The following is a 22,256-nucleotide window of genomic DNA, read 5'->3' as shown; positions in this document are numbered from 1 at the left end:
CGGTGGCGGGTCGCTCAACCCCGAACTCCCCTGGCCCGCTGCGCCCTCAGGCGGTGCGCCGGCACGACGGGGTGGGCGAGTCCCCGAGGTCTGGATACCGACCAGGCGGCCTGGTGCGGCCCGGGAATCAGCGAGGTTGCGGATCGGGCGGGCGGGATGGGGCGGTGGGCAGGAATCGATCCGCCGCATCAGCGGTCGGCACCCGTGGCTGCCGTTGGGGTAGGCAGCGGTGACGAGGAGCGCGTCGGCTGCGTTGCACCTCGACTTCCGGTCGAGCCCTTGCCACCTGGAGGCAATTCAGAGAATGTACAAGCTTATCGGATACAGCCCTTAATCGCGATCAGGTCCCTTTAGTCCGCCCTGTAGCTTGTGCGCAGGGGTAGCGAATAGTGGCGAATAACGGAGTGGATCTCCATTCGGTCATCACGCCTCCGGCACATGCCACAGACTGACGGTGCTGCCCCACCTACGCTCCGTCAGATACACGCCACCCCGGGGAGACGTAACCACGCCCACTATGGGCGAAATTTGCGACATATCGACCATGGTTACCCGCCTTCGCGGGGATGCGGCCGAAGCCGCGTCGGGTGGGCGGCCGTTTCGGCGGCCAGCCCGAGGAGCCGCGCGGGCGAGCGGGGCCAAAAATCTAGATGCGGTTTCCATTTATTGAGGAGATGGTTCTGTGGAGCCTGAACGTGTCGCCTTACGGACGACAGATAATGTCGTCCTCAAGGAGGCAGATGGCAAGAGGCGTGCGGCATTCCGGCAGCTATCTTCGCCGAACGCGCCCGATACAAATGCTTGGACCGGGGCGCTCACTCAGGAGCCGGCGCTTCGCCGGCCCACGCCCCGGCTCGGCGACGTGGCCGCCCGGTACGACGAGATCATGGCCGCCGTCGACTACGACAGCCACGGCATGGTCTCCGAGGAGGACCTGCTGGCCGCCCTGCTCGTGATCCGGGAGCTGAAGTCGAAATTCGACATCGACGAAGCCCGGATCATCGCCGCGGCCCGGGAGAAGAAGGTCACCTGGCAGCGACTGGCGGGGGCCATGGAGCTTCGCAGCCGGTCGTCAGCCGAGCGGCGCTTCCTGCAGCTGAGCGCGGTAGGCGACTGCGAACCGGGCAGGGCGCGCACCCAGGCCGAGCGGGTCGAGCAGGCGCGGACGCTGCGCTCACGGCGCGCCGAGCGGGAGTGGGCGGCCGACAACGCTGCCCACATCATGCGGCTGGCCCGTCAGCTTGCCCTGCTGCCTGACCTACAAGACCGCGCTGAGCGCGCCCCCCACGTGACCAAGGCCCGCCACCGCGCCGCCATCGAGGCCACGAGGACCGGGCATCAGGGCTCCGCTGTCCCCGTGGCTTGGCCCGGTGAGCTCATCAAAACCCTCCGCCTGCTCCAGGGCCTCGAGCCAGGCAAGGCCGACTGGACCTCGCTCATCCACCGGCTGTCAGGACTGCTCAGCCACGCCGCCGACTCGGCGCACATCCGGCTGGACGACCACCCCGACCTGCGCACGGAGGTCCGCGCGCTGTACCGCAGCGCCGGCAACGCCGCCCCACGCCAGTTGGGCCGCCCGCCGGCCGCCCCCCGCCGGCGGCCCGTCATGGACTGAACCCCCGGCACACCGTTCAGCCCGGCACCACGCCGCGCGGCACCGCAAAGCCCATCAAGCCGGCCCGGCCGCCGCCATCGGAATCCACGCCATCAGGCGGCGGCCGGGCCCGAAGCCCTTACCAGCCAGGCAAGACCCGGAAAGGACCCCTGCTCATGGTGCCCGACAAACCGCCCGCCCAGCACTGCCCGGCCCAATCCGCCACCCACCGCGCCACCCTCACGCCGCCCAGGCCGGTCATGCCCGCCACCGACTCCAGCATGTCCCTCGACGACGTCGCCGACGTGCTGCTTACCGGCCTGGTCGAGCAGACCGGGCGCTGCACCAACACGATGGTCACCGTCACCCGCTCCCGCCCGGGCCCAAACGCGGTGCTCGAGGCCGCGGCCCTCCTGCGCTCCCGCGGGCACGTCAGGGTGCTGGAGACCTTCGGGGCGATGGCCCTGCACCTGACCTACGAGGGGCTCCGTGCTGCCGACCGGATCGTCCGCGAGCGGGCCAACCACGGCGTGCGGATGGGTTTCATCCTCGACCGGCTTGTCGCCGCCGCGTACGCCGAGCCGGCCTCGAGCGTCGACCTGCAGGCGTTCACCGCCCGCACCCTCCACCGGGGCGAGCGCCTCGATGCCTCCGCCGTCGCCACCGCCGCGCTCGACCTGCGCGCATACGGGCTGGCCATCCTCGACCCGGGCGACAGCCGCCGGCCGAGGCAACTCACCCTCACCGCTGCAGGCCGCCACTGTGCCGCCACCCAGCCGAAAGTGATCCAGTACATGACCCGTCACACCGCCGCGAGCGGCCCCGTCTTCCACCAGCACATCCAGCCGGGCGCCACCGGCACCCAGGCGATGAACGTCACCCACCACCACGGCACCCAGCCCGCCGACCTCTCCCAGCTCCTCGAACAACTCCGCGCCGTCGCCGGCCTGACCGATGACCGCGACCGGTACAGGGCAGACCTCGACACTGTCCAGGACACCCACGCCCCCGCCGAAACCCGCCACAACGCCCTGGCCCGGATGCGCTCCCTGCTGGAAGCAGCCGGCGCCGCCTCCAGCATCATCCAGGCCACCCTCGCCCTCGGCATGCTGATCTGACATCCGCAACCCGCCCCCCTCGGGCCCGGTGCTCCCGCCAAGGGGCACCGGGCCTACCTCGCCGTTTCACTTGGGGATGGCAGTGGGCGGAAACGCGAAAGTGCCTCCCTGACCTGAGACGATGAACCTCCTGAGGGGTTCTGCCGGTCCAGGCGGAGGGCACTTCTACGTGCAGGCTCGTTGCGTCCCAGGGTCCAGGTCAGTGCCCGGTGGTCCGGGGGCGGTCGGTCACGCCGGGGCACGGTTGCTGGCGGATCTCGCTGATGCCACCGGGCTCACCGCCGCGTACTCCGCCGCTCTCAGGTCGCTTCGGCCGCGCGGGACCCGGGCATGATCCGGGCCGGATCGCCACCGATCTGGCGGTGATGCTCACCGACGACGGCGAGGCCATTGGAGCTGGCCAGCGGTGTCGTGGGGGCCGAGGATGAGGAGCTGAGGGGGGCAGGGTGCCGGTGCTGGCGCCGGGATCGCTTCGGGGGTGTCTCTTCGGCGGAGCGTGGTGCAGCCGTGGTGGCTGAGGACGAAGCGCTGGGCCATGTCCTTGATCACCCTCCCTTTCACCCTGGACACGGTTGTGGGCGGGCGTGGGCGTCCTGTCCAAATCCGCGGGGCGAGTTACCCATCTGTCCCGTCACCTTGGTAGGAATGATCTTTTGATCGGTTTTTCACCATGGGGGGATGGGTCGCGTGGCTGTCACGTTGCCTGACTGGGCGGACACTCTGCTGGACGTGATCGGGGTGGCGTGGCCGAACGTCGATGAGGATGCCTACCGGGAGATGGCGGATGCTCTGCGGGAGTTCGCCGAGGACCTGGAGGACGACGGGCAGCTCGCCAACAATCACTTCCAGCGGCTGATCTCATCGGGCGAGGGCGAGTCGATCAAGGCTCTCAGTGAGCACTGGGAGAAGGTCAAGGGCAAGCACATCAAGGACATCGCCGGGGCCGCGCGGACGGTCGCCGGGGCGATGGACAAGGCCGCCGGAGCCGTGGAGGCGATGAAGGTCGCGGCCATCGGGCAGCTCGGTTACCTCGCCGCCGAGGCCGGTATCGCGCTGGCCGCGATACCGGTGACGGGCGGTCTGTCCGCCCTCTTGGGCGCGGGGGCGATACGTATCTGTCAGGAGGCCATCAAGCGCGGCGTCAAGGAGTGTGTGAAGGAGGCCGTCGGGTACATCGTGTCCGCGTTGACCGAGCCGGCGGTCGCCGCTCTGGAGGGCATAGCCGCCGACCTCGTGGTGCAGTTGGGTGCGATGGCGATCGGCCTGCAGGACGGCGTGGATCTGGGACAGGCCAAGCAGGCCGGCAAGGACGGCTTCAAGGAGGGCGTCCAGTCCGGCAAGGAATCCCTCAAGCTTGCCTCCGCCGGTGGCGCAGGAGGCGGTTCCGGGCTGTCGGACCTCTTCATCGATCACGACGAACACGACCGGGCACACGGCAAACTCGGGGATGTCAGCACCCGCATTCACGGCCGGACGACGTCGAAACTCCACAAGGCCAAGTCCCACCACGGCCGCACCCGCGGCCGGGACTCCATAGCCCAGGCCATCGACCCGGTGGCCGACAAAGCCATGGCCGCCTTGGTGAAGGCGACCAAGCAGGTCGGTGACCACGTCGGCAAGACCCTGCCCAAGGCCGTCAAGCAGATCTCCACCGACCACAAGAACAACGACGCCGACCTCGCCGCCCGCTTCGCCCGCGTCAGGAACAAGGACGACAACGGGCACGGGCGCGGGCGCGGCGCTGATCACCGCAAGGGTGATGCAGGGGCGCGGACGAAGCCGGATGCGTTGCACCTTGCCAAGGATGATTCCCGGCGCAACAGCATCCCGTTGGGAAAGACACGCTGTGCGACCGACCCGGTCGACGTCGCGACCGGCGAGATGCTGCTGCCGCACACGGACCTGTCGCTTCCTGGCGTGCTGCCGCTCGTCCTGTCCCGTACGCACCTGTCCAACTACCGCTACGGGCAGTGGTTCGGCCGGACGTGGGCCTCCACCCTCGACGAGCGCATCGAGCTCGACCCGGTAAGCGCCGGTGCTGTCTGGGCCCGCGAGGACGGCTCCCTTCTGGTCTACCCCCGGCTGCCGGCGCTTGGAGGCGAACCCGTACTGCCTGTGGAGGGTCCCCGGCTGGCGCTGGAGCACGCAGGTACGCACGAGGACGTGACGACGTACACCGTCACCGACCCCATCGGGGTGACCCGCCACTTCACCGGCAGCCCCTACCGGGAATCCCCCGCCTACTGGCTGTCGTCCGTCGAAGACCGCCACGGCTCCCGCCTCTCCTTCGCCCGCCGCCCCGACGGGGCCCCGACTTCCGTGAAGCACTCCGGCGGGTACCTCGTCCAGGTCAGCGTCGAGGACGGCCGGGTCGGCGCGCTGCACCTGCGCACGCCTGACGGTCTCGTGCAGGTGAAAGCCTTTGGGTATGACGAGCGGGGCAACCTCGCCGCCGTGACCAATTCCTCCGGTCGCGCTCTGGGGCTGGCCTACGATGCCCACGACCGGGTCGTGTCGTGGACCGATCGGAACAACTCCACCTACACCTACGTGTACGACAGCTCCGGCCGTGTGGTGCGGACCCTGGGGCCGGACGGGTTCCTGTCGTCGTCGTTCTCCTATGAGGGAAGGCACACAGAGACCGGCCACCGCATCACCCGGTACACCGATTCGGCCGGCGCGACAACGGTCTTCCACATCAACGACGCGCTGCAGATCGTGGCCGAGACCGATGCGCTCGGGGCGACGACCCACTATTCCTTCGACTCCGCGGACCGGCTGGAGTTGGTTCGCGACGCGCTGGGGCACACGACCCGCCTTGAGCGTGACGCGGGCGGCCGCGTCGTGGCTATGACGGCGGCTGATGGCGAGCGCACCACTGCGGCGTACAACGGGCTGGGCCTTCCGGTGGAGGTCGTGGAACGCGGTGGTAGGCGCCATGGGTACGAATACGACGAGGCGGGCAACCGCACGGCTGTGATCGGCCCGGGCAGCGCCCGCACAGAGTATGCGTATGACGGCGCGGGAGCCATCGCCCGCGTCCTCTCCCCGGCGGACGGGTCGACGTCGATCACGAACAACGCCGCCGGCCTACCCATGGTGATCACTGCCCGCAACGGTGCCCGTGCGACGTGCACGCGTGATGCCTTCGGCCGCGTCATCTCCGTGACCGATGCGCTCGGCGGGACGCTGCGGCAGGGCTGGACGATCGAGGGCCTGCCGTCCTGGCGCGAACTTCCCGACGGTACCCGCGAGGAGTGGGCCTGGGACGGCGAGGGAAACCTGCTCAGCCACACCGACCGCACCGGTCGGGTCACCACGCACGAGCACACCCACTTCGACCGCCCGGTGGGGCGGTCGGGCCCCGACGGGCCGGAGTACGGCTTCGCCTACGACACCGAGCTGCGGCTGGCCGAGGTCACCGATGCCCGGGGCCGCACGTGGCGGTACACGTACGACCGGGCCGGGCGGCTCGTGGCGGAGACCGACTTCGACAACCGGACACTGACCTACGCCTACGATGCGATCGGCCGTCTGATCAGGCGGACGAACGCAGCCGGGCAGAGCCTGACCTACGAGCGCGACGTTCTCGGCCGGGTGCTCCGCATCCGCGACGACAGCGGGGCCACCACCGAGTTCGGGTACGCGGCGACCGGAGCGCTCAGGGAAGTCGCCAGCCCCCAGGCCCGGATCACCTTCGAAGCGGACGCGGCAGGGCGCATCGTGTCCGAGACCGTCAACGGCCTGACCATGTCCTACGCCTACGACGAGGAAGGCCGCCTCACCTCGCGGCGCACCCCGTCAGGTGCCGTCAGCACCCTCACCTACGGCCCGGAGGGGCTTTCGGCCCATCGGGTCGGGGAGCACATCTTCCGCTTCGACCGCGACGCGATGGGCCGGGAGACCGGCCGCACGCTCGATCACCGCCTGGTTGTGGCGCGGGATCTCGATCCGGTCGGACGCCTGTCTGCCCAGGCGGTCACTACGGCGGACGCCACTGTCCTCGAGCAGGCCTTCAGCTACCGGGCCGACGGCATCCCCGTGGCGATCGACGACACGCTCACGGGTCGGCGTGCCTTCGACCTGGACTCCGCCGGCCGGATCACCGGGGTCCGGGCCCGCGGCTGGAGCGAGCAGTACGCGTACAACGCCGCCGGAGACCAGACCCGCACCGACCTTCCCCCGCAGGCCCCCGGACAGGATCACCACGGAGAGCGCACCTATGAAGGCAGCCGGCTGACCCGCTCCGGCCGCACGACATACTCATACGACCCCCAGGGCCGCCTGACAGAGCGCGCCACCCGCACGCTGAGCGGGAAGCAGCTGACCTGGCACTTCTCCTGGGACGCCCGGGACCAGCTGACCCAGGTCCGCACCCCGCACGGCACCGTGTGGCACTACCTGTACGACGGCCTGGGCCGGCGGATCAGCAAAACCCACCTCGAGCTGGACGGCTCCGTCCGCGAATCCGTCCAGTACACCTGGGACGGGCCCCAACTCGCCGAGCAGCAGTCCGGGGACATCACCTTGACCTGGGACTATGCGGGCCTGTATCCGCTGGCCCAGCGCGAGGCACGCACGGAAGCCGACCAGGAAGATGTCGACCGCCGGTTCTTCGCCATCGTCACCGGCCTCGACGGCAGCCCCCACTACCTGCTCACACCAGAAGGCGACGTGGCCTGGCGGGCCCGGACCACCGTGTGGGGCGCCGCCCAGTGGAACCGCGACGCCACGGCCTACACGCCGCTGCGCCACCCGGGGCAGTACTTCGACGCCGAAACGGGCCTCCACTACAACGTCCACCGCTACTACGACCCCCACACCGGCCGCTACATCAGCCCGGACCCGCTCGGCCTGGCCCCGGCGACCAACCACTACGCGTACGTCCCCAACCCGTTCGTCATGAGCGATCCGCTGGGGCTGGCCGGCTGCGAACCGGACCACACCTGGGGCGGGAGGGTCGTCTTCGTCCAGGACGAGCACGGCCGCCCGTTTGAGATGCACGCGACCATCACCCGCGACATGCTCAAGGAGGGCACCCACGCCAACAACAACATCAAGCCGCCGGGATTCGTGCACGGGACCGACCACAACCAGGCCCGCGCGCACATGCTCGCCCGCATGCTGGGGGGCACCGGCGACCACCCGGACAACCTGTTCACCCTCACCCAGAACCCGACAAACTCGCCGCACATGCGGGACCTCGAGCAGATGATCTACGATGCCGTGGCCGGTGACCCCGCGAACAACGTCGCAGGCCAGACCGTCCAGTACAGCGTCTACCTCGACTACACCGACGACCAGAAGGACTCCGTCCCCTCGCGCGTCTACATGCAAGCCGACGGCTCCAACGGATTCCATATGGACACCGACTTCGCCAACCCCGACCACGCAGCCCAGCAGCACCGACGCCGCCGAGGAATCCGATGACCGACATCAGCGCCCTCATCCGCCTGTGCCCGCCCCCCGGAAACCCGATGGTCATCGACTGGGAGGTTGTGGAGGCGGCACTGGGCATGCCGCTGCCCTCCGACTACAGGCAGCTGGCCGAAACGTACGGACCAGGCCGATTCAACGACTACCTCGCGGTGTTCCACCCCCACGGCGTCACCGAGTACGTCAACCTGACCGGCCCCATGTCCGCACGCATCCGTGGCCAGCTGCACCAGCAGGAGCGCCAGGGCCGCTTCCCCGTGCCTCACGACCCCGACTCGCTCTTCGCAATCGGCTCCACCGACAACGGCGAGTACCTCTTCTGGATCACCAATCCGGCCGAGGATCCCGACCGCTGGCGGATCACCGTCAACGAAGCACGCGGACCGGGCTGGTTCGACTACGACGGCAACCTGACCGCCTTCCTCGCCTCCGTACTCGCCGGCCGCATCCGCGTCCCCCTCTTCCCCAAGAGCCTCACCGAGCAGACCCCGCAGTTCACCCCCTCCCACCCCGTCCTCTACAAGCCCGCGCCCACCCCGGACCAGACCCCCACCGATACCAACGCCATCCGCATCTGGGCCCAGGCCAACGGGTACAGCGTCCCCCCACGCGGCCGGATCCCTCCCAATGTCCGGCAGGCATGGGAAGACGCCCACAGGGCCTGAACCCAACGCCAAGAAGCCCCACAGCCAAGCCGACCGGCCTGGTCGACTCATGGATACCCATTGCCGCATGGTCACGTCCGCGGCCGCCAAGCCCACGGCCAAGCCCCGGTCCGTCCAAGCCAGGCGCGACGCCGCCCGGCTACTGGACGGCGCGCAGCGGCGTTCCCCGCAGGGCGCGACCTGGTCCAAAAGCCCTTGCACAGGTGCTGGACGTGGTGCGGGCTCTGGTAGGCGCACGCGCGCAGACTGTGGCCGTCGCCGCGCCGGCGAGCGCGCGGGCCGCCGGCGCGCGCCCGGCCGCCGCCCACGGGCGGGCGATGGCGGCATAGCGTCGCCGGCCCCTGCTGCTGCACCCCGGGGCCGGGACGCGCCCGGTTAGGGGACCTGCTCGTAGGAGACCGTCGTGCCCGGGCAGTCCTCCGCCAGCAGGGACAGCGCGTCACGCTCGGCCGGGTCCGCGGTCAGCTTCCAACGCAGCTTGTCGGCCACCCAGTCCGCGGCGTACTTGCACTGGTCCGCCTTCACCGGCAGCCAGTCCGCCGGATCCTTGTCCGCCTTCGACCTGTTGGAACTGCCGGAGACCGCGATCAGAGAGTTCGGCGCGCCCTGATCGTTGGCGTACGCCTCGCGCCGAGCCGCCGTCCACGAAGCTGCTCCAGAGTCCCAGGCTTCCGCCAGCGGCACCATGTGGTCCACATCGAGCGACGACGCCGAGGTGATCCACACCTGGTCGTACTCCGACCACCACCGGCCACCGGTCAGCGCGCACTTCGCCCCGACCTCCGGAGCCAGCAGCGCCTCCGCCAAGATCACCTCCTTGCGCGTGTCACAGCCATCGCCCGCAATCAGGCCCGCATTCCAGTGCTTGAACTGCGTGCGGCTGTATCCGTCCCTGACTCCTTCCGGGCCCTCCTCGATCCACGCCAGCGCCTGGAACAACGGCGCGTCGACAGCCGACGCCGGAGCCGGCGCACGCTCCATGCCCAGGGCGGCGGGTGTACCGCCGGCGGACACCGGGGCAGCCGCGGCCGCCGCCGGGGCGGGAGCGGTGAGCGGGAGAGCGGTCAGGACGAGAGCGGGCAGACAACGCCACAGGTTCTTGATCACACCGCCCGATGTACCGGCCCCGGCCAGCGAACACGAGGGACAGCCCGGCCAACTCACCTTGACGGGCGCACACATTCACCGCAGAACCGATCCGCCCATACACCGGCCGCCACCGCGACCAAGACGGCCCACGGCCGACACGACACCTCGGCCACACAGGGCTCGAGACCCGATCCAACGACCCGTGGCAGCGGGCCACGGGCAGCGACCAAGAGGAACCGGCGCCGATCAAAGCCTGACCACGCGCTTCACGCCAGCGCCGGTACCGCGGCCCCATGAACCCAGCCCGACCCGCGCTCTGGCACGCAACTCTGCGGCCGCCGCTGCCGGCGTATGCCCGAAGCGGGTCAGCCGTGGTAGACCCAACCACCGAAACGGGCCAGGAGCGCCTGGGTGTCGTCAACGTTCAAACCGAGCGCGGCCGCGACCTCCTGCGGGTCCTGACCGCGCGCGTCGTGAGCCGGCCAGTGTGCTGTGCGCTGGGCGATGAGTTCGAGGGAGCGGGCGGCTTTGAGGGCGGCGACGGGTGAGTCCTGGGCGAGGTTCTCGATCGCGTCGGCGATGGTGTCCAGGAGGGCTTCCAGCTCGGCGGGCAGGGCGATGGTGGTGGCGCTGACGGCGGTGATGTGGCTGTCCCACTCCTGTTCGCACTGCGCTGCCATCGCCAGGCCACTCTTACGGAACGGGAGATCCCCGGGGGCGGTCCAGTCGATGGTGTGCTGGGGGCCGGTCCAGCCGCAGGAGCATTCGGCGCGCAGCACCTCCGCCTTCGGCCGCGGCACGTAGGGGCCGTCGCCGTCGTAGACGCTCCAATGCCTCACCTCCCAGCCGAACCCGCCCGAGTTGGAGTCGAAGTACACCGGCTTCGGGACTGTCCCGTCCGCAAGGAGCACACCGACACGGCCTTCATGCGACGTCCCGTACTCCTCGGACGTCCACGTCTCGTCCTTCGCCACAGACACCTCCAGCACCTCCGACGGGCCTCGGTCACAGCCACCAGGGCACGACCATCTCGCACCCGAAGCGTGCGCGGGCGAGAACCGGCTGAATCAACCACTTCCGCGCGGGTCCGGACAGTCGCGGGACGTCGCAGCTCCCGCGCTGCGGTGAACCGCAGCGCGGTCCAGTGGGAGCCGGGTACGGCCGCGGCAGCTGCTCGGCGGGCCGGGGCCGGCTGGAGCAGGACCGTCCGCCCCGACCCGTACGTGGCCGGTCTGCGTACGTCGAAGCGCCGAGCAGGGACCGCGGCCAGTGGGGAGGGGCGGGGTGGGTCGGTGCTCACGGCTGGGGTTTCGGGCGTCTGATCAGTTCTGAGCAGTTTGTATGTTCAGCTTGGGGCTTTATCGGCTCACCTTGCTGCACCTACCGGTTTCTTGCGTTGACCGGCAGGTGGCTGTCGTCGCACCGATTAGGGTCGCGATTCGGAGGCCCCCTGACCGGCCGTCAAACCAGGGGCAGGGGGCTCTCCTTCAACCGACTCGAACAAGGGAGCGCCATGTCCGTTATCCGAGGTTCTGCAGAGCGCGTGATGGCTCTGAGCAGCGGTTTCGACCGTAACATGCCCCCTATTGGGGTGGCCCAGTCCTGCGGGGCTGTCGACAAGTGTGTCAACGTGCAATTGATGCCGTTTCTGGCCGTCGTTTGCGTGGGCGTGATTCTCGTTCTCGCCCCTGCGCAGGTTTCGTCCCTGTTCTTGGTCCTGCCGGCTCTTCTGGCTTCCGCGCGGCGTTCTTCCTGGTCGATGCGGTCCAGGCGGGAGTGGAGCGGTGTCGGCCCGGTGCCTGTTACCGCGGGCTGAGGCTGCGCTGTGGCCCGCTCGTCGCGGCGCGCGCCGGGACGAGAGGGCTGTTTCTTCCTCTCCTCGGGGGCATTGCGTCTCGGGGCGAGGTGGTGACGAAACCGGGGTGGCGCGGCTATTCGCCACCCCCCTCTCATGCCTGTGAAGGATTGGTATGTCGCAGATGGTGGCGCCGCGGATCGAGTGTGCGCACTGCAAGGAGAAGTTTTTTCGGCCCCGGCCGACGGGCCGGCCTCCGACGTACTGCGGGAAGGAGTGCCGGGCGGCCGCCCACCGGGCGCGGCAGGCGTCGGTGCTGCGGTATTCGCAGCGGCACGACGCGGACGTGGTGCGACTCGCACAGTCGGTGTCGGGCCGGGCGGGCGCGGCTTTGCATCGCGCCCGGCTTCCGGCGCCGTCGCGGCCGCTGGAGCTGGTGGAGGAGGTCGTGCGGCTGCAGCGGGACCTGGAGGAGCTCAAGGCGGTCGCGGTGCGGCAGGCCGCCGAGTACGGGGCCGGATGGTCGGACATCGCGGCCGTGCTGGCCATGTCCCCCTCGCACGCGCGCGTGAAGTTCAGCGACGAAAACGTCGCCAAGACTCTCGAGTGGCGGGCCGCACGCGGCTCGGCCCCCGGCCCCCGCCCGCCGCGCGTGCCGTCACGGCGGCCGGCTTCCCCCTCCGCCGCGCCGCAGGAGGGGCAGGGGCCTTCCAGTCCGGCCCTGCCCGGCCATCCCGGCTATCAGCTCACCACCGCCCTGTCCCACCTGCAGCGGTCTTCCGGGCACACGCAGCGCTGGCTCGCGGCTGAAGTCGGGGTGTCCCCGTCGTTACTGTCCCGGATCCTGCTCGGCAAACGGAACCCGAAGTGGGAGGTGGTCAAGGCGGTGGCCGCGCTGTGCGGCGCCGACCCCGACGACCTCAGGCCCCTGTGGGAGAAAGCCCTGGGCATCCCGCCCGTCCAACTGCCGGGCCCGGAGGACTTCCTGCAGGCAGCCGCCGCGCTGAAGGCCTCCCTGCGCGGAATGTGGATCGCGGCCGGCGCGCCGCTGCCGCACGCACTCTGCTCCAACCACCCGCTCCTCACCCCGGGCCGCGTGCGGCGGGCGCTGGTGACCGGCCGGCCCGAGGAAGAGCTGGCCGACTGGCCGTTCGTGGCCGCCCTGGCCACAGCCCTGCGCGGACAGCCGGAAGACCTCCACCCCTTGTGGCAGCGGATGCAGGTCGCATCCGCGCTCCTCACCCCCTCCGGCCCCCAGGCGCACGACGGCGCCGGCGCGGCACCGGCACCGGTCCCGCACCCGCGTGCGGGCAGGCCGTCCGACACGACCGCACCGGGGCACTCGAGCACTGGCCCACATGGAAGCAGTCCGCGAGACGGCTTTACGCCCCAGGCGCGCCCGTCCACGAGGCCCGGCGGCGCCAGGAGCACCGGTGCCGACGCGGTACGCCGGCGACTGGAGATCCTCGAGGTGCTGCGCGCCTGCGACGCGCCCGTCGGGCTGACCACGCTCGCCCGGTCCTGCGGGCTTCCCGTCCCCCAGGCCGCTGAGGTCCTCTCATGGCTGCGCGAACACCACTTCACCCAGGACAAGGACGGCGGCCACACCGCCGGCCCCGTCCTGCAGGCCATCGCCGAAGGCCGCGACGTCACACAGGACTACCTCGAAAGCCTCAGCCGGCAGCTCCTCGGCGCGATCTACATCGGCACCTACATCGACGGGGAGATCCACGTCTCCCACGAAGCAGCCGAGCCCGGCATCCCCACCGTCCACCAGTGGGTCGACTTCCGCGAAAGCGCCCACGCCAGCGCCGTCGGCAAAGCCACCCTCGCCCAACTCGACCGGGCAGCCCGCCTGGACCACCTCTCCCGCCACCAGCCCGAACCCCTGACCCCGCACACCATCACCAACCCCGACAGCCTTTTCCGCTCCCTCGACCTCACCCCCGTCCAATACGACCTCACCGAGTACTCCGACCACACCATCTGCGCCGCCAACCCCCTCACCCTGCCCGGCCAGACCACCTGCATCGCCGTGGCGCTCCCCGCCACCGAACGCCGACGCCTCAACCAAGCCACCACCCCCCTCAAAGCCCCATCAACCACCATGGCCCTGTCCCTCATGCTCGCCCTGAACACCCCCCACCCCCGACAGCCGAGGTAGACCACCGACATCACCGCCTGGGCGCCCGCCCGCCATCGCGGCCGCCCCCGCCGGGGCGGGCGGGACCAGGCCCGAGCCAGTCGCACACCACCAAGCCGCCACAGCCCAGTAGCCGACCCCTCGGTCAGGGCCCGGCCCCTATCGGATGCCGGCCCGAAGAACGCGTTCGCCAGCACGCGGCGGCTCGTCAGCCGGCCGCCGCGGCCGCCCCCTGCCCGAAGGACGCGACGTCGTCCACGCTCACATCCAGACGCAACCGAACGAAGCGCAGCGGGTGCCGGAAAACGCCCAGGTCAACGACCCGATCCGCACTGAACTCCGCCACCAGCTCCGGGCACACCAGCGTGACGTCCATGACGTCACGCTGCCCCACGCCGAAGCGAACGTGCCCCGGTACAGGGGTGCCAGCAACGGGCCAGGCCAGGTACTCGGCCACCTGCCGGGCCGCCTCCGAGGGCAGAGGTACCGTGCGGCCGACCGCGCGCAGCCGGCCGTCTTGGTCGTCGCGGCCGAGGACGAGGAGCTGCGGGCGGGCCAGGGTGCCCGTGATTGCGCCGATGACCGCCTCAGCAGTGCCGCGTCGCCTGATCTTGGTTCACCCGCGGTACGAGGGCATGCAGCGGCTGGCCAGGGGCCTGTAGACGATGCCTTCAACGCCGGACACATCCGGCCAGGACCGAAGCCACTCCCGCGCTGGGGCCGCGTCCCTTGTTATCGGGCACAGCGTCCACGGGGATGTCAGGGCATGGCCGGCAAACAAGGCCTCCAGGCGGCCGCGGCGCTCCTGATAGGGCAGGTTGATGGCGATATCTGAAACTCCCCACACAACAATCGGTGGCTCCTCAGACTTGCTCAGCTTGGTTCCCCAACCTCAATGTGCCTGGCGTCGAATGGGAGGAACGCTCGTGCCTCTTTACCTGGCCACGCGAGGACGACACCAGCCTTCTTGCAGATCCGTCGCCACCGTTCCCTCTCTGTGGGGGCTCGCTCCACCCAGAGCACCCGTCGCACGGTGCGGTCGCGGAAGTGGTCGGCGTAGTCGAGGAGCTGAGCGAGGCCGGCCCGCAACTGAGCTGTGGCGTTGTGGTCGTTCAAGGACTTGACCTCCACCAGCGTGAAGTTGCCGTCGGTGTCGGTCCATGCAAGGTCGTATGCGGGCACACCGGTCGGGGAGAGAGGGCGGAAGCCCCGGACCATTGCCTCATCGGCGAGACGGTCCTGCAGGATGCCGTGTGTCAGCCAGCCTGCCGCGGTGAGGTCCGGGTCCGGCCTGCTCAGTTCCGCCTCCTTCGGCGGCGGCCTGTCGCCCTGCCGCCGGTACGTCGCACCAAGTGGGGACGGCTGCTCGATCACGGGGAACGTCAGTTCGCCCTCCTCGGCAAGGAGGTCGGCGACAGCCTTTCGGAGCTCGGCGCGGTGCGCCTTGATGGGCCGGATCGTGCCCTGCATCGTGAGCGCGTTGGGCGGAAGCTCGCTCCGGATCAAGTACGTGAACCACCGCATCCGACGGCGACGCGGGAACCCGTCGTCGTGCCACGGTTCGTACGTGGGATCACCCAGGACCTCGCCCACGTAGACGACGCCATTCTCACGGTCATGGACGGCGATCCAGTGACCCACCCGGACCTTCCACAGGAAGGCGTGGAGCTGCGTCGTCCACTGGCTGATCGTGCCAGGCTTCGCCTCTGGGAAGCGGCTCTCGAAGGCACGCCGTATCGGCGCTGGGTCCGCAGCCGGCTCGACGTAGCCGATGTCGTGATAACTCGTGGCGCAGTACCCTCCCCTGATCCACTGCTCGGCGCGGTCGTCGTCCTCCCGACCTGCCGTCAACAGCCAGGTATCCGGATCGCCGACGGAAATGGTCGAGGTGTCAGAGATCATGAACGAGAGTATGCAGGGGCACAGGGGGGTTGTTGCCTAGAGCAATCGACTGAGGATCGATGAGCAGTCTTGGTCGATTTCACGAAGCCCCATCAAGGTGCAGGAACTCCTGGCCGTCTGCTGCAAGACGTCGAACGCCACGAAGTAGGCCCGCACCGCCCGGCCAGGCCAGCGGTACCCGGCCCCGAGCCGCAGCCCGGTGCTGCAACGCCTCGAACGACAGCCAGCCGCCCTCTGCGTCCCACACCAGCAGCTCGCCATCGAGGACCAGACCATGCGGCAACTGCTCCTCGGCGGCCGCCACCAGGTCCGGCCACCGGTCCTGCACCAGCGACCCGCGCCGGGTCAGCAGCACCACGGCACCGCCCGGGCCGGTCGCGGTGAAAGACGAGCGCCCGATGGCCGTCCGGCTTCTGCTCGTACGCCACCCCCGCCCGCAACGCGACCGGGTCCGGCACCGACTCAGCGGCCTGTGCCGGCATCGGCTCTACTGGCGGCCCCCGCACCATCCCCGGCGCTCCTCACGTCCTATCCGCGTCCCTCTTCCAGGGTTGGCAGGACTGCCCGAGGGGGACCGACGGGAGGTCCCACCGCATCATCGATCCGTCCAGCCGGTGGCTTCCGGCAGCGTGAGCGCCTTGGGTCGGTAGCTCCTCAGCCCTGGCGGGCTTGCGGTGCCCCGACGGGTGGAGACTCACCGCTGGCGACTAGCGGGTTCGTGGTGGCTTTGAAGAGGAAGCGTGGCTGGGACCGGAACGGGGTTGCTGGAAGCCATGCCGCTGCTCAAGAAAGTGAAGGCATCGTCGTGGCTGACTTTCGATGGCTGAGGTTCAGGAAGGGGAGGGCAGCCAGAGGGTTCACTTGAGCTGAGGGTCTGGGTAGTGGCCGGGGGCCAAGCTACCGAATGGATGGAGCAGAGGTCACGGCTCGTACGGGTGGCCGCACGTCGGTACTGCCGGTTCCACCCCTTAAGAGGGAGGAGGCCCTCAAACTTGCTGGTCAGCGCGTTGCGGGGCTGGAGATGTGCACCTACTGGGGGTTCATAGCGCGCAGGATGTGCACCGCCTGAGGTTACATATCGGCGACCAAACGTCAGGCTGCCTGACGTTTGGTTCCTCGGAACGTCGGCCACACTGACGTCTCACCGCCGGGAGTCCGCTGGGTCGCGAAGGGTGTTGCGGGCCTTCGCGGTGGAGTTGCGCACCTGGTGAGGGTGCACAACTCCACGAAATGTCGGCGTGGCTGACGAAAATGTCGGCGTGGCTGACGTACTCTGCTGGTCCGGGATCAACGAAGTGGAGAGCCGCCTCGTGTCAGCAGAGTCTGCGCGTCGCCGTCGTCAACCGAGCCCTGCCGCAGGGTTCGAGACCCCTCATGACGATGCCATGGCGGCTTGGTCCCAGCCGATTGCGCCGGTTCCGGAGCTGCCAGACCTGGATTTCGTCGCGCGGCAGTACCCGGACCGCAAGCTAACGCTGGACAGTCGACGTGCGCCGCTGGAGTTCTACGGCCGCCCTGGGGAGCCCAACGCCTTCTCCTTGGACTCGCTGGAGTTCTTCTTCTTGATCGCCCAGTACTTTCGTGAGGCCTTGCCCCTACGGCTGATCCTGTTGCTGATTGCGTGCCAGAGGGCCGGCGGCCGCATCCACCTCACTCAGGAAGAGATGGCGACGGTGTTGGACGTGCACCGCGTGAAGGCTGCGGAGACGCTGCGGGAAGTCATGGGGCACGGCATCGTCTTCAAGGTGCAGCGCGGCGTCTACCAGTTCAACCCGCCCTACTCGTATCGGGTCGCCGAGTTCATCCCTGGCACTGAGACCATCGAGGCCGAGTACGTGAAGGTGCCCCAGGGCAAGACCATTGCCTCGATCAGGGCGAACAAGGATCTCCCCGACCTCGTACGCTTCCCCTCGTTGGAACACATGAGGCAAGCCATTGAAGAGCTCCGGAAGCAACGGGCTGAGGAACGTGCGCAACGTCGTCTGAGGAAGGCGCGGCAGCGCCAGGAGGGAGCGGATCAGTGAGCACGCTGCGATTCGCCGCGGTCAACGCCGACGGCCTTCTTGCGGACCTCGACCTGCCGCCGGCGGCATACCGGGCGCTGCTGAAGCTGCGCGCGATGAGCGAGCCGGGCGGGCGCATCTATGTGGACCAAGCCACGATTGGGCATCTTCTTGGGCTAAGCCGGCCCAGTGTGAATGCCGCCATGCGCACGCTGGAGCTGGCCAAACTGGTAAAGAAGGTCCGTAACGGTCTGTACCAGGTCAACCCCATGCTCGCGGGCTACAACGCTCCGGAAGACGCCGTCGCTGCGGTGCGCGACATGCCAACCGAGGATCGGCTGGACGCTCCCGACTTCGTCCCGAACTACCAGCGTGCTGTGGCGGACTACGAGGACCAACTGGCCCGTAAGCGCCGGCTCAAGGAAGACCAGAAACGTCGACAGGTCTTCAAAGCCGTCTCCTGACTAAAGCGGAGCAGCAACGCAGCATCCTTCGGGGGTGGCGGCCCTGCGATTTCCCTGTCCATGGGGGCAGCGGCCTCAAATCGGCATTGCTGCCGCGCAGCACAGGCGTGGCGACGACTGATCGTGTGCTGGGTGCGTCGTGCGAATGCTGCGCCTCACGTCGTGATCCTCCCCAGCTCGCAGTGGCTTGACGCGGCCGTCGAACAGCGGGGCAGGCGACGGTGAAATGCCAGCCCATTGTCGTGCACCCAACGTTGCCGCCGCGTGCCAGTCACCCAGTGTCCGTGGCAGGGCCGGGCCCGGACCGGATGGTCCGGTGTGACTGAGCATTTGATACGGCGAGTTGAGCTGAGTCGCGGTACAGCCCGCATCCCGGCTGCCAGGTCGTGCGCGAGCTGCTCGGGCCTCCCGCCCCCTTGGCCCGCGTCGTCCACTCCACAGGCAGCACGGCTGCCTGCGCAGCCGGCGTCTGGCGGATGCGCACGAGGTTCCGGAGAGGAAGTCCTTGCTGAACACGCCGTCGATCAACAGGAAGTCCCCCTCCCGCCTGTGACAATCTGATCCCGAATTGTCACTTTCTGCTACGAGAGGCATCGTCATGATTCCGTCCGACCTCAAGTACACGAAGGACCACACGTGGATGAGCGAACGTGGCCTGGAGTTCAGAATCGGCATCACCGAGTACGGCCAGGAGCGGCTTGGGGACGTTGTCTTTGTTCAGTTTCCCGAGGTCGGCAGGCACATGATGGCCGGGGAGGCTGTCAGCGTTGTGGAGTCGCCCTCTGGCGAAATGCGCGTGCAGACCCCCAGGAGCGGTGTAGTGACCGCGGTGAATAGCATGCTGGACGACCAGCCTGAATTGGTGAACAGCGATCCGTACGGCGAAGGCTGGCTGTTCTGCATCAAGCCGGACAGGGGAGCGCCCGCCTACGGGGTGATCGACGCGGCGACATACGAGGAGATGTTCGGCTAACAACCGCGAGTTCGTATCCTGGCTCGCCGGTTAACCCCGAGCCGTGGATCACTCCCACTCAAGTCGCCATCTCGCACGCTCACTCGCCAACTGAAGCGCCCAGTCACATCCGGTGTGACTGAGCGCTTCAGTTGGCGAGTCTCGCCAGATGAGGCGCTCAGTCGTGTCAGGTCGTGTCGGAGACCTGCTGTTCGTAGGCCGCCGCCAGCTGTGTCTGCACCCTGGCGTGCCGGAACTGGTACACCGCGCCCTCTTGCCGAAGAACTCCGCGACGATGGGCCTCGTTCAGGAACGTCATCAGGCGCCACGGCAGCTTGCCGGTGCCGCACAGCCACAGGCGTGCAGTGAGGAACCAACCCCAGGCGCTCAGGGCGATAGCGAGGGATCCGACCAGAGGCCAGATGAGCGCCGAGAGGCTGCCACGCTGGGAAATCCCCGGTTGTGGGAGAGCCAGGAATAGCAAAACGGTGGCAAGGGTACCGAAGAGGAACACGATGAGGCCTTGGGCGATCGCTGTCGTTCTATCCGTGCGCAGACTCGCTCGCGGGCTCAGTGCGCGGACGATGTCCACCGGTGAGAACAGCCATCTGTGCAGTGCGGCGACGATGCCAGTGACCAGACCGATGGCCAGTCCGCCTACGAGGCCGAAGGTCGCGAAGTTGCTGAACTCCAGCGCCGGGTCCGGGCTGTAGAGCCATTGAGCCGTCTGAAGGGGCAGTCCCCTTTTGAAACTGAAACTATAATCGCGGGCGGGGGTGCCGTCGGGAAGTACGACCACCAAGAATCGCCTGAAGCGGTCTCGTTCGACGTGAAGCTCGATGAGCCCACGGAAACTGGTACACCGGTACCTCGCGCACGGCACCTCCGACTCCGGGGTACCCGCCCAGCTGCTGGACCGGGCGTCGAAGCGGACCCCCTCAACCTCACGTGAGGGGCGCACGAACCGGTCGCCGTCCGGCGACCGGCACTGACTCCAGCCGTTCGGGGTGACCGCGCAGCGCGTTCCCGGACGCAGCGTGAACACATCGGAGCCTTCGGGAAACGCCTGGTGCATACCAGCCCGGATGGCCAGTACGGTCCCCCCCGCCAGACCGAGAGGAGCGCCGAGGCAGAATCCGGCCACCAGACCAGCCGCCAGCCCCCGCCCCACCGTCTGGCCCAGCCGCTGCCACTTCCTGGCTCTCCCTGTGGGCCTATGACGGGCCGCCTCTATCCTCCCGACCTCCGGGGTGGCCTTAGCTCCGCGGACAGCTGTCAGTGCATACAGCAGCGTCATGACCGCCACGGGAACGCCGAAGAAGAGGGCGCCGCTGCCCCAGCGCAGGTAGGAACCGGCCGCGGTCAGACCAGCGGCCACGGTGAGAACGAGGGCTGTCCTGGACTGACGACGGCCGCTGAAAGACGCAGTGGAGGGCACCGGCTCGCCGACGATGCCGACTACGGCCAGGACCACGGCGGTGGCCAGGCCTCCGGTCATCGCCAGCCAGAAGGCTGGATACGGCCAGGTCGGCTCAGAGTCCAAGGCGTACCTGAATTGGCCACTGAGGTTTACTCTTGTGCCGATGATGGCGCCAAGGACGGCGGCAGTTGCGACAACCGCGAAGAACCCCCGTAGAGCGCGGCCCCGTTGGACCAGCGTCAAGCCTGGACCCTGCGACAGTACGACGTATCCGATGCAGACGCCGACCAGCGACGCGGTGGCTACCACGAGTGCCGCCAAACCCGCCGCCGGCGCCAGGGCGGTGCTGATCACGACGCCGAGGGCTCCCAGAAGCAGGATCGGCCCCAAGCGGCGCAGCGGCCACGGCAACGCCGATCGCAGGCGCCACCAGGCAAGATCACGGGCTTGACGACGTTCCAGGTGTGCGGCGAGAAATCCGAGCCACCGACCAGCCCGGCCACCATCAGGAGAATCGCTGAAGGCCGCAGGCACGAATCCCTCGAGCAGGTGCTGCTCGAGCTCGGCAGGGTCGGTGAAGCGCAGATCGAGTAGCTCCGCAGGGTCGGCCCTGCCATCGCTGTAGACGGCACGCGTCATCGCCACCATCAGCGGCGTCTGGAAGACCTGGCGCAGTGTGCGGCAGACGGGAGCGTCCGGATGATCCCGTAGATGGGCGAGGACCGAGTCCCAGCGCGTGGTCCGTTCTCCCGCGGCCCCTCGCACCGGTCGCGCGGTGCGTACGAGGTAGGCGCTCACGTTGTCGAAGGAGGGCGGCTTCAGTTCCAATACCGCGGCCGAGGTGAAGGCATCCCCATTCTCGACCTGCTCGGCATAGTCCTGCGTTCGGCAGGTCAGCAGGACGGGGGTGGCGGCATCCAGTTCAGTGTTCAGCCTGCTCACTGCGCGGGTGCGCAGGGGTGGGGGAATCTCGTCCAGACCGTCCAGTACCAGCAGCACCCGACCGGTGGCCAAGAGCCCCTGGACTCGCGCGGTCCCCATGGTGGCCAGCGAGGCCGCCGCCCAGGTACGGAGGCTCTCGCGATCCGGCCGCCAGCTGGAGAGCGAAAGGATCACCGGCACGGGGTCGCCAGGGTGGCGCCGCCGCAGTACGTCCAGAGTGAACCGCACGGCCAGGACCGTCTTGCCGCTGCCTGGAGCACCAAGTACCACCATCCGCCTGGAGGGCACCTGGTTGAAGACCTCAGCGATGTTCTCCCAGCGGTCGCTGTGGTCTACGGTGTCGTCCCAGTCGCCGCATGCATCGGACAGCCACGGTTCCGGCAAGGCCCAGGGCACCGGCAACGGATCAGGGTCCTGTAGCCGGCGCAGCCGCCACTCCTCCTTCCACTGATCCTTGACCGCGTCGGCCAGTCGCCCCGCGAGGCGGTCCAGCCTCTCGGGGGATGCAGCCTCGCGCTCGGCTTCGGCGACGTCATGGAACAGGGCCCGCGCCGATTCGAAGACGGCCACAAGGAATCCCAGCACCGCGATCAGGAGCTCGGGGTCGGCGAGGCCCTTCCCGCTGAGCGCTGTGACGATGATGACGGCAGCGGTGATGATCAACGTCGTCACCCAGATGCCGAGTCGCATGTACCGCACGTCAAATGCCCCCGTAGCGACCGTTTCCCTGACG

General features: G+C 68.8%; 14 protein-coding genes and 1 pseudogene. 9 read left to right on the top strand and 6 right to left on the bottom strand.

Annotated features, from left to right (window positions below; translation table 11 throughout):
* Positions 1 to 862 precede the first annotated feature (862 nt).
* The 5 genes and pseudogenes from AB0F11_RS14200 (at position 863) to AB0F11_RS14180 (ending at position 8,813) form a co-directional block, all read left to right on the top strand.
* A complete protein-coding gene (locus AB0F11_RS14200; RefSeq protein WP_362172280.1) occupies positions 863 to 1,615 on the top strand; it encodes a hypothetical protein in 753 nt (250 codons plus the stop codon).
* A gap of 155 nt (positions 1,616 to 1,770) precedes the next feature.
* Positions 1,771 to 2,712, top strand: a complete 942-nt coding sequence (locus AB0F11_RS14195; RefSeq protein WP_362172277.1) for a hypothetical protein — start codon at positions 1,771 to 1,773, stop codon at positions 2,710 to 2,712.
* A 208-nt stretch (positions 2,713 to 2,920) separates the two neighbouring features.
* Positions 2,921 to 3,104 (top strand): annotated as a pseudogene (locus AB0F11_RS14190) (IS1380 family transposase); the annotation flags it as partial.
* Between the two features lie 295 nt (positions 3,105 to 3,399).
* On the top strand, positions 3,400 to 8,142 hold the full coding sequence (locus AB0F11_RS14185; RefSeq protein WP_362172274.1) for an RHS repeat-associated core domain-containing protein: 4,743 nt from the start codon (positions 3,400 to 3,402) through the stop codon (positions 8,140 to 8,142).
* Positions 8,139 to 8,813: a histone-like nucleoid-structuring protein Lsr2 gene (locus tag AB0F11_RS14180; protein ID WP_362172271.1), complete on the top strand. Its 675-nt coding sequence runs from the start codon at positions 8,139 to 8,141 to the stop codon at positions 8,811 to 8,813. The genes AB0F11_RS14185 and AB0F11_RS14180 overlap by 4 nt, the downstream gene beginning before the upstream one ends.
* Positions 8,814 to 9,188: 375 nt before the next feature.
* Here AB0F11_RS14180 and AB0F11_RS14175 read toward each other — a convergent pair whose 3' ends face one another.
* Both AB0F11_RS14175 and AB0F11_RS14170 read right to left on the bottom strand, forming a co-directional pair.
* A complete protein-coding gene (locus tag AB0F11_RS14175) occupies positions 9,189 to 9,920 on the bottom strand; it encodes an HNH endonuclease family protein (RefSeq protein WP_362172268.1) in 732 nt (243 codons plus the stop codon).
* Positions 9,921 to 10,267: 347 nt separating this feature from the next.
* Positions 10,268 to 10,882, bottom strand: coding sequence for a hypothetical protein (locus AB0F11_RS14170; protein ID WP_362172265.1), 615 nt, complete (start codon positions 10,880 to 10,882; stop codon positions 10,268 to 10,270).
* 990 nt (positions 10,883 to 11,872) lie between these two features.
* Between AB0F11_RS14170 and AB0F11_RS14165 the strand changes: the two genes are divergently transcribed.
* Positions 11,873 to 13,861 (top strand): helix-turn-helix domain-containing protein, encoded by a 1,989-nt coding sequence (locus AB0F11_RS14165; RefSeq protein WP_362172262.1) that lies wholly within the window; start codon positions 11,873 to 11,875, stop codon positions 13,859 to 13,861.
* Between the two features lie 187 nt (positions 13,862 to 14,048).
* Here the strand turns inward: AB0F11_RS14165 and AB0F11_RS14160 are convergent, their stop codons facing one another.
* From AB0F11_RS14160 to AB0F11_RS14150, 3 genes are all read right to left on the bottom strand, one after another.
* On the bottom strand, positions 14,049 to 14,216 hold the full coding sequence (locus AB0F11_RS14160; protein WP_362172259.1) for a hypothetical protein: 168 nt from the start codon (positions 14,214 to 14,216) through the stop codon (positions 14,049 to 14,051).
* Positions 14,217 to 14,713: 497 nt separating this feature from the next.
* Positions 14,714 to 15,742, bottom strand: coding sequence for a hypothetical protein (locus tag AB0F11_RS14155; protein WP_362172256.1), 1,029 nt, complete (start codon positions 15,740 to 15,742; stop codon positions 14,714 to 14,716).
* A gap of 79 nt (positions 15,743 to 15,821) precedes the next feature.
* A complete protein-coding gene (locus AB0F11_RS14150) occupies positions 15,822 to 16,100 on the bottom strand; it encodes a hypothetical protein (RefSeq protein WP_362172253.1) in 279 nt (92 codons plus the stop codon).
* Between the two features lie 901 nt (positions 16,101 to 17,001).
* On the opposite strand from AB0F11_RS14150, the gene AB0F11_RS14145 reads away from it, so the two are divergent.
* The 3 genes from AB0F11_RS14145 to gcvH all read left to right on the top strand — a co-directional run bounded on the left by AB0F11_RS14145 (position 17,002) and on the right by gcvH (position 19,182).
* A complete protein-coding gene (locus tag AB0F11_RS14145; protein ID WP_362172250.1) occupies positions 17,002 to 17,766 on the top strand; it encodes a hypothetical protein in 765 nt (254 codons plus the stop codon).
* A complete protein-coding gene (locus AB0F11_RS14140; RefSeq protein WP_362172248.1) occupies positions 17,763 to 18,209 on the top strand; it encodes a MarR family transcriptional regulator in 447 nt (148 codons plus the stop codon). Before AB0F11_RS14145 ends, AB0F11_RS14140 begins: the two co-directional genes overlap by 4 nt.
* 598 nt (positions 18,210 to 18,807) lie before the next feature.
* Positions 18,808 to 19,182, top strand: coding sequence for a glycine cleavage system protein GcvH (gene gcvH, locus AB0F11_RS14135; protein ID WP_362172245.1), 375 nt, complete (start codon positions 18,808 to 18,810; stop codon positions 19,180 to 19,182).
* A gap of 166 nt (positions 19,183 to 19,348) precedes the next feature.
* Here the strand turns inward: gcvH and AB0F11_RS14130 are convergent, their stop codons facing one another.
* On the bottom strand, positions 19,349 to 22,213 hold the full coding sequence (locus AB0F11_RS14130) for an NACHT domain-containing protein (protein WP_362172242.1): 2,865 nt from the start codon (positions 22,211 to 22,213) through the stop codon (positions 19,349 to 19,351).
* Positions 22,214 to 22,256 lie beyond the last annotated feature (43 nt).

This window comes from Streptomyces sp. NPDC032472 (genome assembly GCF_040636955.1).
Classification (GTDB): domain Bacteria; phylum Actinomycetota; class Actinomycetes; order Streptomycetales; family Streptomycetaceae; genus Streptomyces.
This window is presented reverse-complemented; position numbering and strand designations above follow the sequence as displayed.